At 31.6% G+C, this 14,589-nt stretch carries 15 protein-coding genes; 2 read left to right on the forward strand and 13 right to left on the reverse strand.

Annotated elements, in window-relative coordinates; translation table 11 throughout:
* Positions 1 to 52: 52 nt before the first annotated feature.
* Both FMG_RS05630 and FMG_RS05635 read left to right on the forward strand, forming a co-directional pair.
* Complete coding sequence (locus FMG_RS05630) at positions 53 to 475, forward strand: Fur family transcriptional regulator (RefSeq protein WP_012290807.1); 423 nt, start codon at positions 53 to 55, stop codon at positions 473 to 475.
* A complete protein-coding gene (locus tag FMG_RS05635) occupies positions 468 to 1,313 on the forward strand; it encodes a helix-turn-helix domain-containing protein (protein ID WP_012290808.1) in 846 nt (281 codons plus the stop codon). The genes FMG_RS05630 and FMG_RS05635 overlap by 8 nt, the downstream gene beginning before the upstream one ends.
* 44 nt (positions 1,314 to 1,357) lie before the next feature.
* On the opposite strand, the gene yaaA is transcribed toward FMG_RS05635, so the two are convergent.
* The 13 genes from yaaA to FMG_RS05700 all read right to left on the reverse strand — a co-directional run bounded on the left by yaaA (position 1,358) and on the right by FMG_RS05700 (position 14,575).
* A complete protein-coding gene (gene yaaA / locus FMG_RS05640) occupies positions 1,358 to 2,092 on the reverse strand; it encodes a peroxide stress protein YaaA (RefSeq protein ID WP_012290809.1) in 735 nt (244 codons plus the stop codon).
* A 78-nt stretch (positions 2,093 to 2,170) separates the two neighbouring features.
* Positions 2,171 to 3,796 (reverse strand): thiol reductant ABC exporter subunit CydC, encoded by a 1,626-nt coding sequence (gene cydC, locus FMG_RS05645; protein ID WP_231840045.1) that lies wholly within the window; start codon positions 3,794 to 3,796, stop codon positions 2,171 to 2,173.
* A gap of 25 nt (positions 3,797 to 3,821) precedes the next feature.
* Positions 3,822 to 5,549, reverse strand: coding sequence for an ABC transporter ATP-binding protein/permease (locus FMG_RS05650; RefSeq protein ID WP_012290811.1), 1,728 nt, complete (start codon positions 5,547 to 5,549; stop codon positions 3,822 to 3,824).
* Positions 5,539 to 5,850 (reverse strand): nitrous oxide-stimulated promoter family protein, encoded by a 312-nt coding sequence (locus tag FMG_RS05655; protein ID WP_012290812.1) that lies wholly within the window; start codon positions 5,848 to 5,850, stop codon positions 5,539 to 5,541. The genes FMG_RS05650 and FMG_RS05655 overlap by 11 nt, the downstream gene beginning before the upstream one ends.
* A gap of 301 nt (positions 5,851 to 6,151) precedes the next feature.
* A complete protein-coding gene (locus tag FMG_RS05660) occupies positions 6,152 to 6,796 on the reverse strand; it encodes a V-type ATP synthase subunit D (protein ID WP_002837680.1) in 645 nt (214 codons plus the stop codon).
* Positions 6,796 to 8,184 (reverse strand): V-type ATP synthase subunit B, encoded by a 1,389-nt coding sequence (locus tag FMG_RS05665; RefSeq protein WP_002837785.1) that lies wholly within the window; start codon positions 8,182 to 8,184, stop codon positions 6,796 to 6,798. Before FMG_RS05665 ends, FMG_RS05660 begins: the two co-directional genes overlap by 1 nt.
* On the reverse strand, positions 8,184 to 9,947 hold the full coding sequence (locus FMG_RS05670) for a V-type ATP synthase subunit A (protein WP_012290813.1): 1,764 nt from the start codon (positions 9,945 to 9,947) through the stop codon (positions 8,184 to 8,186). The genes FMG_RS05665 and FMG_RS05670 overlap by 1 nt, the downstream gene beginning before the upstream one ends.
* A 13-nt stretch (positions 9,948 to 9,960) precedes the next feature.
* Positions 9,961 to 10,272 (reverse strand): V-type ATP synthase subunit F, encoded by a 312-nt coding sequence (locus tag FMG_RS05675; protein ID WP_002836812.1) that lies wholly within the window; start codon positions 10,270 to 10,272, stop codon positions 9,961 to 9,963.
* Positions 10,265 to 11,263: a V-type ATP synthase subunit C gene (locus FMG_RS05680; protein ID WP_002837700.1), complete on the reverse strand. Its 999-nt coding sequence runs from the start codon at positions 11,261 to 11,263 to the stop codon at positions 10,265 to 10,267. The genes FMG_RS05675 and FMG_RS05680 overlap by 8 nt, the downstream gene beginning before the upstream one ends.
* A gap of 8 nt (positions 11,264 to 11,271) precedes the next feature.
* The gene (locus tag FMG_RS05685) at positions 11,272 to 11,826 is read right to left on the reverse strand and encodes a V-type ATP synthase subunit E (protein ID WP_002840342.1); all 555 of its coding nucleotides are present in this window, start codon (positions 11,824 to 11,826) and stop codon (positions 11,272 to 11,274) included.
* A gap of 11 nt (positions 11,827 to 11,837) precedes the next feature.
* A complete protein-coding gene (locus FMG_RS05690) occupies positions 11,838 to 12,314 on the reverse strand; it encodes a V-type ATP synthase subunit K (protein ID WP_002837669.1) in 477 nt (158 codons plus the stop codon).
* A gap of 9 nt (positions 12,315 to 12,323) precedes the next feature.
* Positions 12,324 to 14,264 (reverse strand): V-type ATP synthase subunit I, encoded by a 1,941-nt coding sequence (locus FMG_RS05695; protein ID WP_012290814.1) that lies wholly within the window; start codon positions 14,262 to 14,264, stop codon positions 12,324 to 12,326.
* The gene (locus FMG_RS05700; RefSeq protein WP_002837740.1) at positions 14,264 to 14,575 is read right to left on the reverse strand and encodes a hypothetical protein; all 312 of its coding nucleotides are present in this window, start codon (positions 14,573 to 14,575) and stop codon (positions 14,264 to 14,266) included. The genes FMG_RS05695 and FMG_RS05700 overlap by 1 nt, the downstream gene beginning before the upstream one ends.
* Between the last annotated feature and the right edge of the window lie 14 nt (positions 14,576 to 14,589).

Here is a 14,589-nt window from a genome sequence, read left to right on the forward strand (position 1 = left end):
TGTATATCTTCTAACTGATATAATAAAAGTCGTTATTTGAAAGGAATTTATTATGGAAAACAATGGAAATTATTTGAGAACAAAATTACTAGACAATGGTATCAAACCTACATATCAACGAATTGTAATTTTAGATTATTTGGAAAATAATCTTATTCATCCTACTGTTGATGATATTTACAATTATTTAGCTCCAAAATTAACTACATTATCCAGGACAACTATCTATAATACAGTTAAGGTTTTTGTCAAAGCAGGAATTGTGTCCGAACTTAATATCGATAATTCTGAACTTAGATACGACATTAAAACAGAAACTCACGGTCACTTTAAATGCGAAAAATGTGGTAAGATTTACAATTTTAATACGGAAAATACAATCGAAAGTTCCGATTTAAAAGGATTCAAAATCAATTCTACAAATATTTTGATTAATGGAATATGTAAGGACTGTTTGGATAAAGAAAATGAATAGTGAGTTTTACAAGATTGAACCTAGAGATGATTTGTACATCAAGTTATTGTTTATTTCAAAAACAGAACTGAAAATCAACGAAGAAATAAAACGAGGAATTCTTCCTTTTCACCAAATGTACTATTGTCTAAAAGGAAATGGAACTTTTATTGTAAACGACAAAAAAATAGAAATACTACCTTTTGATGTATTAATCGTCAATCAAGGATCCAAAATAACAGAAATTTCAAAATCAGAAAGTTTTGAGTTTTATACATTAGCTATTTCGGAAGTTTCATTTGATACAGAACAAAAAGATAAAGCCGTACTAAGCATCAAACACAACCACATTAATGACCGAGATATGGTTATTTTGTACTATATTAACAAAATTCTTGAAGAAGCCAAGTACAAGAGATTTAGATATCAAAGGGTATGCTCTTGTTTGATAAGTATTTTGATTACAGAAATTCAAAGACGAGGAGATCTAAAGTTTACAATGGATGATCCCGCACAAGATTCATTTACTAAACATGTCCATGATTACATCTATGAAAATTTCAACCAAGAAATAACACTTGACTCCATATCAGAAAAATTCATGATCTCCAAATCACATTTAATTCATGAATTTAAAAATAATTACGGAAAAACTCCAATGCAGTTTTTGCTCAACAGAAGAATGGAATCAGCAATGTTGTTATTAAAAACATCAAATAAGCCTATTAACGATATAGCAAAACTCTGCGGATTCAATTCACAATCTTATTTTGATCAAGCGTTTCGTAGAGTTGTAAAAGTCACTCCTAACGATTATAGAAACAAATACAAAACAAAAATCAAAAAAATAAAAAAATAGACTTTGTTTAACATATCAATGTTTCAAACAAAGTCTTTTTTTACTTATTCAGACACTAATGATTTCACAAACACCAGCTTTTTCTTATCGCTGTTTTTTTCAGAATAATTATATCCATCACAAGAAAATTTCTTCAGCTGTTCAATATTTTCAATATGATTTCTTGCCATATAATTTACCATTCTACCCCTAAGAATTTTCGATGGAGTCGCTTTTGTCTTCAATTTAATATCTCCATCGATCAATACTTCTTCTTTGAACTCAATTTTAACTGGTGCTTTATCTAGGTACTTGTAAATATTTTGGCCATACTCTTTTGAAGCCAAGTCGATTATTTCTTCACCTTCAAAGTGATTTCTTATTTCATCTTCCCAGAACTCATACAGATTAATAAACTTATCTTCGAAATCCAATCTGTATTTTGATATTTGATCAAATGGTCTAAGTATTCCATAAAGTCCCGATAAAATTCTGAGATGTTCTTCTAAATATTCGAGTTTATCTTCATCTAATGAGTCAACATCCATGTACTGATATTGAATCCCGTCAAAGCTTCTTATAGCACAACCTTTTGGTGATACATCAAAGTTTTTATATAGCTTGTAACTTTCCTCAGCTATTTTGTCCGAACATTTCCACATTGATTTTAGTTCTTCAATGGATTTTTCTTTCATTATTGAAACTAGCGCATTTTTCTTATTTTCAAATAAACAATCAATATTCTCTTTTTTTAATTTTCTAATCTTAAATGTTTTCGCTGGTGAAATTATAATTTTCATTATCCGTTCCTGTTCATATTTTCAAATCACTCGTGATAAAATCGCTCGTAAGAAATTTTCATCTATTCAATCAAATCTTTACGAATTTCTTTTTGTCTTTATCTCAATAGTCTTATCAGCGATATTTAACGCAGATTTCCTGTGGGACACTATTAACATAGATTTGTTTTCTTCTTTCGAAATCGCATTTAAAATAATGCCCTCATTCAACGCATCTAAATTACTAGTTGGCTCATCTAAGATATATAATGGCGCATCGTGTAGAAAAACCCTTGCTAGACCAATTCTCTGCTTTTCACCACTGGACAATTTTTCTCCGAGTTCTCCGACATTTGTCTCATATCCATCTTTAAGCGAGCAAATAAAGTCATGGATCGATGCTTTCTTGCAAGCCTCTATCACCTCATTCAAGCTCGCATCTTTTTTTGCTATCTTAATATTTTCTAGTATGCTACCTTGAAAAAGAAACGTCTCTTGAGTCATATAATTTTCTATGTCGCGCAAATCTTTTGTGTTGACTTGTTTGATGTTTCTGTCCGATATTTTAATCTCGCCTTTGTCGACATCCCAAAACCTCATTATAAGTTTCAAAAGAGTCGATTTTCCAGATCCACTTTTTCCAAAAATCGCTAATTTTTCGCCATTTTCTAAATTGAGGTTGAAATCATTCAAAATAATCTCATCATTATAGCTAAAAGTTATGTCCTCAATTTTCAAATCTCTAAAATACGTTTTATTTTGGTCGTAAACTTCGAGAACTTGAGGTTTTTCTTCAAGTATGTTTAGCACTCTATCTCCACTGGCAAAAGTGCTTCTAAGATTTGCCGACAGACTTGAAAGAGCTATCACCGGCCCAAAACTCGACATAAAAAGAACTGTGACTACAATTAATTTATTTATATCGAAGATAGCTACCATTTCGTTTTTCATAATTACAAACATAATAAGACCAAGAAGTGCAACAATCGATGTTGTAAAACCCCTATTTTGTGCTTCAAAAACTTTTATACGTTCTTGTTTTCTATTGAGTTTCACAGTCGTTTCATCAATGTAGTCGAGTCTTTTTTCTCCATAAGAGTATTGTATTACTTCCTTCATTCCTCTCAAAGAATCCAAAAGATATGAATTTAAATCTGCAAATTCATTTCTCAATTCCAACCCTTCCTTCTTGCCACTTTTTGAAGAAAAGATAGGTAGAAATAGCCCAACAATTAAATATGAAATCATCGCAAAAATCGCAGCTTTAACACTGTATGCGAATAAAATCGAAACAACAATAACGCTTGTGATAAAAGCTATAAAAATTGGCGATATAGTGTGTGCATAAAAAACTTCAAGAAGTTCTATATCGCTTGTAATAAGAGAAATAAGATTTCCCTTTTCTTTTCCTTCTAGCTTTGCTGGTGCAAGTCTCCTAAGCGCTCTAAAAACTTTATTTCTTATTATAGCTAGTAGCTTAAACGCGATAAAGTGGTTGCACAACTGCTCTACATATCTCAAAAATCCTCGTGAAATCGCCAGCACTATCAACAATATGAAGCTCATATTCAAATTAATTTGATCTGCTCTTGATACAATATTTGCAATTACATAAGAAGAATATGCAGGGATAAAAATTGCTGCCAAATTCCCAATAACTCCTGCTATTATTGCCAGAAACATAAACCCTATTAGCGGTTTTACAAGAGTTATCAATTTCATCATAATATTAAATCCACTTCTCCTCATATTATATTTCTCCTAGATTTTCTAATTTATATTGCTCTGTGAACATCTTTTTATACAAACCATCATTCGAGATTAATTGCTTATGGCAACCTTGCTCTATAATATTTCCGTTTTTCAAAACGTAAATTTTTTCTGATGAAGTAACATTTGCAAGTCTGTGAGAAATCAACACAACGATTTTGTCTTTTGCAATTTCATTTATGAGATTCATTATTATTTCTTCGCTTTCCAAATCTATGTTAGATGTCGCTTCATCAAAAATATATACTTTGCTATCTTTTAGTATGGCTCTCGCAATTGCCAATCTCTGTCTTTGTCCACCCGATAGATTTGAGCCCGCTTCGTTAATTTTTGTGTCTAATGAGTTTTCAGATTCGAAAAAATCATAGAGATTTACTTTTTTCAGTATAGTATACATATCATCATCTGATACATCTACATCTCCCATAGAAAGATTATCTCTCAGACTGCCTTTGAAAATATAACTGTTAGCCGAAACTATCGTCACATTTTTCATCAAATCAGATTCTTTAATGTCGAAAAGCTCGGTATCTTCATACATTATTTTTCCGGAAGTTCTTTTGTTTATACCGAGAAGAAGAGATGCAACAGTTGATTTTCCCGAACCAGATTCTCCAACAAAAGAAGTAATAGAATTGGAACTTATACAAAAAGACAAATTGTTTATTATGTTTCTAATTCCATCGTATGAAAAATCCACATTTTCAAATTTAATAGAAGATAGTTCTCTCGGAAATTCTCTATCTCCTCTTTCTTCAATATGAGAATCAAGTATTTTAAATATTTTATCGCTTGCTGCCATACCATTCATTGATACGTGAAAAAACGAACCGAGTTGCCTTAGTGGAATGAAGAAATCTGCTGCAAGTAATATCACAATAATCGCAGATTTTAGTGAAATTTGACCATTTACAAGTTGAACTATTGATATGATAGAACCAATCGCAGCTCCTCCAAATGCGATTACATCCATCACGGTAATGGAATTTAACTGCATACTCAAAACTTTCATCGTTATCCTTCTGAAATCTTCAGCTTCCCTGTCCATTTTTTTCTCGTAGTCGTAATCTCTTTGATATATCTTCAATGTAGTAAGACCAGCTACATTGTCAAGAAATGTCTGTCCTAAATTTGCGTAATTTCCCCAGTATTTTCCCAAAAGTTTTTTTGCAAATTTCATAATTGCTACTATGGATAATGGAATCAACGGAACTGCTATTATCATCACCAAAGCTGCTTTTGGAGAAAAAAACATAAGTACCGCAAATAGAGTAACTGGTGCAAGAATGCTATATCCAAACTGAGGTAAAAATCCACCGAAATACATTTCAAGTTGTTCTATTCCATCGCCCGCAAGTTGCAATAATTCTGACGTGTTTACGAATTTGTTATATGATGTACCGAAGCTAAGTAATTTTTCGTATAATTTATGTCTCAACTCTTTTTTCACTATAACAGATGCTTTCTGCGATAGAATATGACTATTATAACTTGTAAAATACCTTACAATTATTGTCAAAATCATAATAACCAAAGAAATGTAAAATGAGTCTCCAATTTCTTTTTTTTCATAAATATTTTGAATAACGCCTGAAATCGTTATTACAAAAATAATATTAAAAACAAGCCCAATCCAGTTTAATAAAACAGTGTACAAAACATATTTTGTTGAATCCTTCATCATAGCAATAAGTCTTTTATTTATCATTTAAATTCCTCCAAAAGTGATTAAATGTATGTCTGAGAAGCGCTAATGGTCTGTAAAAAATCAACCTCGGCCCTGAATATTTCATAACTCTCTTGATATCTTCTCTTCTGTTTTTGCTGAAACATCTAATTGAACATGATGAACAAAAATTTCTTTTATCTTTATTCTGACAATTTTCCAATCTATTGTGAGAATACATCCTTAGGCTTTCCATCGAATCTTTTTCACTTTTATGGTCTTTTATGTAAATATCAAACATAATATCCAATAATTGTTTCTTATAATCTATCGTAATTTTCATTGAGCAGTCCCTTTCCAAGTATAAAGTTTTTTATTTAAAAAATTCTAATTAAAAGCGATTTTTAATAAAAAACAATATTTTAAAATAGTTCAAAAAATTAAATAACTAAATCTGATAAAAATTTTTTCATTTATCCTTCGAACTTAGATTAATACTACTAAAATAATAGCATAGCTAATAAATATTATCAACATAACTAATCATAATTTTATGCGAAATTTTTAAAAAAATTTATCCAAAAAAATAAAAAAAGACTGCATTTAATAATTTTATTTATCAAATACAGTCTAATTTTAATTTATTAGCTTTCTTGTTTTGCTATAATATCTTTAACTTTCATAAGTCTTGTAATATTAGCACGTTCATTTTCATCAAGCTTAGCTCTGATATATTTAATTGTTTCTTCTAAGTCTGGAATTGTTCTATATTCCAAAGCGTTTACTCTTCTTCTAGTTTGTTCAATTTCATCCGCCATTAATTGTGTGGCTTTTTCGATTTGTGCCAATTCTAACATTTCATCCATTACTGAATTCAATGAATCAATTGCCAAGTCCAAATCTTGAGATGTTTGAGCATATCCATAAGGATATATTTCACTAGAATCAGCTTCACCTTCACGAGTAAATTTCATTTGTGGAATAATAACACTCATTACGTTTTTAGTTTCGATATCAACATTTACCTTTGTTTTTGGAAAAGATACCGCTTCATCTAAAAACTCTGGACTCATTATTGCACTGGCCATTAGAAAATCACTAAAAGAGTTTTGAAGTTTCGCTTCAACTTTTTCTCTTAGAGCTTTGTTCTCTTTAATCATTTCGATGAATTGTCTCATAAGTTCATCTTGTTTGTCTTTTAATAACTTGTGACCTCTAGAAGATGTTTTGAGCCTAGCTTTCAGCTCCGAAAGAGCCATTCTTGTAGGATTGACATTGAGTCTTGCCATTACTCATCAGTCCCTTCACCATTTCCAAGATATTTATCTATTAATTCATCTTTGATTCTCTTCAATTCTGTACGTGGTATTTCTTTTAATAAATCCCAACCTATATTAAGAGTTTCTTCGATTGATCTATCAGTATAATAACCTTGATCTACATATTCTCTTTCGAATCTTTCAGCAAATTTAGCAAATGCTTTATCAGCATCACTTAACGCAGATTCCCCAAGGATTGCGGATAATTGTTTTGCATCAAGTCCTGATGCATATCCTGCGTAGATTTGGTTCATTGTATCTGCGTGGTCTTCTCTTGTTTTGCCTTTACCAATACCTTTATCCTTAAGTCTTGATAGTGATGGAATCGCATTGATAGGTGGTTCATAACCTTTCTTGTATAATTCACGTGAAAGTATGATTTGACCTTCTGTAATGTATCCTGTCAAGTCTGGTATTGGGTGAGTAATATCATCTTCTGGCATTGTCAAGATAGGAATTTGTGTAATAGATCCTTCTCTTCCAACAATCTTACCAGCTCTTTCGTATAAAGTTGCAAGGTCAGTATACAAATATCCTGGATATCCTCTACGTCCTGGAACTTCTTTTCTAGCTGCTGATACTTCACGTAGTGCTTCTGCGTAGTTTGTCATGTCTGTCATGATTACTAATACGTGCATGCCCTTTTCAAAAGCCAAGAATTCTGCACAAGTAAGTGCCATTTTTGGAGTTGAAAGTCTTTCAATTGCTGGGTCATCCGCTAAGTTCATGAACAATACTGCTCTGTCGATGGCTCCAGTTTTATTGAAGTCTCCGATGAAATATTGAGCTTCTTCAAATGTTATTCCCATCGCAGCAAATACTACGGCGAATTTATCGTCTTTACCTAATACTTTTGCTTGTCTTGCTATTTGGGCTGCTAATTTATTATGAGGAAGACCTGATCCTGAGAATATAGGAAGTTTTTGTCCTCTAACAAGAGTATTCAAACCATCTATTGTAGAAACACCTGTTTCAATAAATTCTGATGGATAATCTCTCGATACTGGGTTGATAGATGAACCATTGATGTCCACTTTATCTTCTGGAATAATTTTAGGGCCATTATCTATTGGTCTACCTAAACCATCGAATACTCTACCAATCATATCTTCAGATACTCCAAGTTCCAAAGGTCTACCCAAAAATCTTACTGTAGTTTCTTGTAAGTTGATTCCTTTTGTACCTTCGAATACTTGAACCATTGCTACATCGTGGTCAATTTCTACAACACGACCACGTCTTTTTTCACCATTTTGTAATTCTATTTCAACAAGTTCGTCGTATTTTACGCCTTCTACACCTTCTACCGCCATTAATGGTCCGACTACTTCTGTTACTGAATTATAATCTTTAATCATTAACGTTCACCTCCATTAACTAAATCGGTAATTTGTGATTTAATTTCTTGTTTAATTTCGTCAAATCTTTGTAATTCGTCTTCTGGAATATTTTTTGCACGTGTGATTTTTTCTCTTACAGGAAGTTTTGAAATTTCTGAAACATAAGCTCCTTCTTGCAAAGCTTCCAAGGATTCCTTGTGGAATGTTAATATTAAATCCAACATTTTTGCTTGTTTGTCCAATGAACAGAATGTATCTGTTTCGTGGAATGCGTTTTGTTGCAAGAAATCTTCTCTCAAAGATTTTGAAGTTTCAAGTTTGATTTGATCTTCATCGCTTAATGAATCACGTCCAACCAATCTTACTATTTCTAGTAAAGATGATTCTTCTTGTAATAACTTCATAGATTGTTTTCTATAATCTGAGAATTTAGAATCTACATTTGCATCCAAATATTCGTCAATCTTATCTTGATACAATGAATAAGAGTTAATCCAGTTAATAGCTGGGAAGTGTCTCATGTAACTTAATGCGTAATCCAATCCCCAGAATACTTTTACAATTCTAAGTGTAGATTGTGTAACTGGTTCTGAAATATCTCCACCTGGAGGAGATACCGCACCAATAACTGTTAATGATCCATCTCTTCCATCACTACCTAAACATTTTACTTTACCAGCACGTTCGTAGAAATCAGCAATTCTTGATGCCAAGTATGCAGGGTAACCTTCATCACCTGGCATTTCTTCAAGTCTACCACTCATTTCACGAAGAGCTTCTGCCCATCTTGATGTTGAGTCGGCCATCATTGCTACTGAATAACCCATATCTCTGTAGTATTCAGCAATTGTAATTCCAGTGTAGATACTTGCTTCTCTGGCTGCTACTGGCATGTTTGAAGTGTTTGCTATCAAAACAGTTCTCTTCATCAATGATTGTCCTGTCTTAGGGTCAATCAACTCAGGGAATTCGTTAAGTACGTCTGTCATTTCGTTACCACGTTCTCCACAACCTACATACACAACTATTTCAGCGTCTGCCCATTTAGCTAATTGGTGTTGAACTACTGTTTTACCACTACCGAAAGGTCCTGGAATTGCTGCGGTACCACCTTTTGCAACTGGGAAGAATGTATCAATAACTCTTTGACCAGTAATCAATGGTTTAATTGGATCTTCTTTTTCCTTATATGGTCTACCATCTCTTACAGGCCATCTTTGAATCATGTTTATTTCAATATCGTTTGATTTATCTTCAACAACGCAAACTGTTTGTTCAACAGTAAATTCTCCAGATTCAATTGATTTGATTTTACCAGATACATTTGCTGGAACCATTATTTTGTGAACAATAACTTCAGTTTCTTGAACTTCACCAATAATATCTCCTGGTTCAACTTCATCTCCAACAGATTTAACAGGTTTGAATTCCCATTTCTTTTCTCTGTTTAATGATGGAGCGCTAACTCCTCTTAATAAGAAGTCTCCAGCTTTTTCTTGCAAAGATTTTAATGGTCTTTGAATACCATCAAACATTTGCTCTAATATACCAGGTCCCAATTCGATTGAAAGTGGATGTCCTGTAGATACAACTTTATCTCCAGGGCCTATTCCTGTTGTTTCTTCATATACTTGAATTGAGGCTTTATCGCCTCTCATTTCAATAATCTCTCCAATGAGCTTATCGTCTGAAACCTCAACCACGTCATATACGCTTGCGTTTTCCATTCCTTCAGCAACTACCAAAGGTCCGGATACTTTTAATACTTTACCTTCTTTCAATATAAGCTCTCCTTTACAAAATGTTTGCTCCAACAGCTTTTTCAACATTGGTGTTGATTCTGTTCATTCCAATGTTCAAGCTACCTTGATTAGAAGGTATCAAGATAATAGCTGGTGAAACTTTATCATTATATCTGTCTATTGTTTCTTTGATTTTTTCTGCTATTTGTTCAGTAATAAAAATCACGCCGTAATCTTCTTTTGCTAGTCTGTCTACAGTTTTTCTAGCATCTGTGCTTTCAATAGATTCAAATACATCTACTCCCAAAGCTTTAAAGACTAATACAGAATCTCTATCACCTACTACAGCTACTTTTTTACGCATAACTTAACCTCAACTTACTCCTGATGTAATCAGGTTTCAATGAGTTAATCTTTCCTACAAAAATAATCCTCAAATTCTTAATTTCAGTTTCTTTTGCAAATAAATATCCAAACAAAACCTCAGGTCCATAAGTAACCTTTTTGATTTCTTTGATTTTTTCCATCAAATAATCATCCATTGCTTTTTCAAAAACAGACAAACTATTTGATTTCTTATATTCACTGATAGCTTCCTTCACATAGTAGTAAATTCTAGCTTGTTTGAATAATGGACTATCTTCAGTAATTTCAGAATGCAATTCAGCTTCAAATTTTTCAGATTCAATACTTCCATTTGGAATAATAACTTTTTTCAAAAATTCTAAGCTTTTCTTTTGATTTTGTACTCTAAGTAAAGTTTTAATATTTGTAAAGTCTATCAAATCTTCAACATATTCATTTATCAAAACTGAATCTATTTGTTTTGCAATTTCTGATGTTTCCACAAAATACTCTCTGTCAGCATAAATATCTACCATTTGAGGATCTTGGTTTTCTTCGTAATCAGCGATTGATTCTCTTATAACTTTATCGAAATGTTCCATTTCACTTTCGGTATTTTCTTTAATAGAATCCCTCATAGTTTTGAATTCCATTCTAGTTATATCACTTAACATAGAAGAAAAATCTTCATCTTTTAGATATTCTTTAATTAACACTTTTAAATTATGATAATCGTATTTTAATGCAATTAAATCAACAGGATATTGGAAACTACTCATATCATACATATATTTATAAGTCTTTTTTAACTCATTTTTCAAAGCAACATCGTAATTCTTATAATTATCAAGCTTCGCAAATTCTGATTGATATACTGAATCTGAAAGTAGTCTTACGGTTTCTTCTAAGTTACTTGCATCTATCAGTCTTTCATAATCATTCTTGCTCAATAATTCTTTTTCTTTGACACGAGTTATAGCAGATTGATGTATGAAATTTTCTTTTTTCATATTATCACCTACTTCTTAAAAAGAGTTTTTGCAATTTCTACTTCCAATTCATCTTTCATTGAATCGACCAGTGAAGAAAAATTATTATTAATTAATACATTACCTCTTTTAATACAAAATCCGCTGTCAACTGTTTCATCTGATAATTTTACATTAAAGTTTTCATTCTTCAAACTGTCGTATTTATCTGATTGTAATACTAACAAATCATCGCTATTCAAATCCATTTTGGATAAACTATTTGTTAAATATTTTTTATAATCTTCAAGTGACATGTTTTTTAATTTATCTTTAATTTTTTGTAAAACACTATCAATTACTTCTTGTTTTGCAAAAAGCGCATTATCTCTTGATTTTAAAACAACTTGAGATAAATGTCTGTCGTATACACCTTTTGCTTCAGATTCTGCTTTTTTTAATATTGTATCTTTTTCTTGATTAGCCTGGTCTATTTTAGTTTCAATGATTTTTTCTTTTTCTTGATTTGCATCATTTAGAATGTGTTCTGATTCTTTTTTTGCATCTTCAAGAATTTCATTAATTATATTATCTAAATTAGACATCTAAATCACCACTAAGCTTGGATTTGGTTCATTAATAAGAATGAAATAGCGAATGCTAAGATGGCATATAACTCAACCATTACGGCATAGATAATACCTTTTGCTTGTTGAGGTTCATTCTTTGCTAAGATGTTGATACCACTAACTGCTACTTTACTTTGAGCAATTGCTGAGAAATATCCTACAACACCTACTGGCAATGCTGCTGCGATGTAAACATAACCTTGTGCCAAAGAAATATTTCCACCTACAAGTTTGAATAGAATTAAGATACCAATTACGAATCCGTATAAACCTTGTGTACCTGGTAATAATTGAAGTACTAATGATTTACCAAACTTTTCTGGTTCTTCAATAACTACTCCAGCCGCAGCTTCCCCTGCCATACCTACACCTTTAGCAGATCCCATACCTGAGAACAAAACTGCTATTACTACTGATAATACTCCTAAAACTAATCCACCATTTTCTAAAAAGAATTTTTCCATAATATCCTCCTATTTGTTTGTTATGTTAAAATAATCTGATTCTGTTATAAGTTTCTTGAATGGCACTCCACCACCTTCGTAGAATTTATTAAACATTTCTACGAAAATCAATCTTGCAGAGTGAACGTATGCTGACAAGTATGATAAGAATGCGTTGAACGCTTGGAAAACCACGAATATGATAAGTCCAAATATAAATCCTATAATGCTTGAACCAGCCATCATTTTTACTATCATATTAATTGCTACTGCAATATATGCTCCTGATAAACCTAAAGCCATAAGTCTCATGTAAGATACGAAATCTCCTATCCAGCCTGATATTCCGTACAATGAATACAAACCTGAGCCAAGTCTACCACCAATGCTTTTTGCATCCCTTCCTGCTGTAAGAATAATTCCAACAGCTGATGCAATAGCAATCCATTTTGCAATTGTCAATGCAATAGCCGGAAATGCTAAAGACTTGCCAATTAGTAAAACTAATATACTAATAATAATTAGATACCATAGTCCTACATCATAAAATGCATCCAAAGGCTTGTGATCTCTCACCAACATGTATGCCTTGATTCCCAATGCAAAGAATAAATGTATAAAACCAAATATTAAGCATAAAATTATTAAAGTCATAGCATTTTTACTTGTGTCGATGATTGGAGTCATTGGTATAATTCCACCAAAGAATGATCCATAAATGTATCCCCAAAACATCGATGCAATTGATATGAACATAAAGAACTTCAAGAATTGCTTTTTCTTTTCATCAAGATTAAAAATCTTGAGTGCTGCTATTATTGCTATAAATACAATCAATCCATATCCTAAATCACCAATCATCATTCCTGAGAAGAAACAATAGAAAGGTGCCAATAATGGTGTTGGATCAACTTCGTTGTATTTTGGCAATGAATACATTCCTGTTATACTTTCAAAAGCTTTTGCAAATCCTCTGTTTTTCAAAATAATTGGTACATTTGGATCGTTTTTATCTGCTGGATTCATTTCCAAATAATACTTATTATTTAATGAGTTTTGTAATAGAGTTTCAAAGTCTTTTTCCTTGTCAGAAGGAATGTATCCTTCGATTATATCAATCTTATCTGTCCTCTTAATTTTACTTGTAGCTTCTTCTTTTAAGCTGTTGTTTTCAAGATAATCATGATAAATCTTAAATTGTTCAGTCAAATCTGTTTTTGATTTAATTTGATCTTCTATTTCTTTGTAGTGCTTTTTGTTTTCAATGATTTGTTCATCAATATTTTTAATTTCATCTTTTACAAGTCCATGTGATTTAATATTAATATTGACAAATCCATTGTCTCTGAGGATATCTTGAGCTTTTTCATAATCCTTAGCGATAACAAGCAAGTATACAAAGCCTGAATTTCGAGAAATTTCTTCGATATAAATATCTTCAATATCTTTTGTGTTTAATTTCAACTGATCGATGAATTTATCACTCACGGTTCCAGTAACTACCTTAACTCTTTTAAAATCATCGATTTTTGAAATATCCAAATCCAAATTCTCCCAAGGAATTAATTCGGACTTCTTTTGATTCAAAGTTTGATTATTTTGATCGAGCTCTATCAGTTGTTTATCTAAAGATGAAAGTTCTTTGTAGTGTTCATCAAAGTCAAAATCAAGTGCTTTTTTAGTAAGCTCATCTAGCTTAAATGTTTTCTTACCTTGTTTTAATTCGTCTATTTTATTGTGCTTTTCTGAATACTTTTCAAGCAAATCTATAGCCCATTTTACTTTGGTAAGCTTTTCACTAATGCTAACAATTTGTTCAGAATTATCTAAATTCCTTACACCTTGATTTTCGTCTTCTACTTTCTTTTCATCAATATGAACATAATTAAACTTTTGAAGATCTTCGAGTAATTTTTCTCTATCATAATCAAATGAATACAAATCAAATTTGCTCATTTTTACAATAGCCATTAACTCACTATCCTTTCAACGATTTTGTCTACAAGTCCTTCAACTGTATCTAAGTCGATGTTTTTAATACTTTCGTTATTCATCTTAGCTTTTTGTTCTAAATCTTTTGATTCTTCAATAGCTTTATTTTTTGAAGATTCAAGTTTTTCATTTCGAACTTTTTGAGCTTCGTTGATAATTTCGTCGTATTTTTGTTTAGCTTCTGATTTTGCATCTTCTACAATGCTTTTTCTTTTTTCATTAGCTTCATCGACAATAAGCCTAGCCTTCTCTTCAGCTTCTTTAATTTTTGATATAGCAGTATCTGACATTGTTTCACCTCCTA

Source organism: Finegoldia magna ATCC 29328 (genome assembly GCF_000010185.1).
Classification (GTDB): domain Bacteria; phylum Bacillota; class Clostridia; order Tissierellales; family Peptoniphilaceae; genus Finegoldia; species Finegoldia magna_H.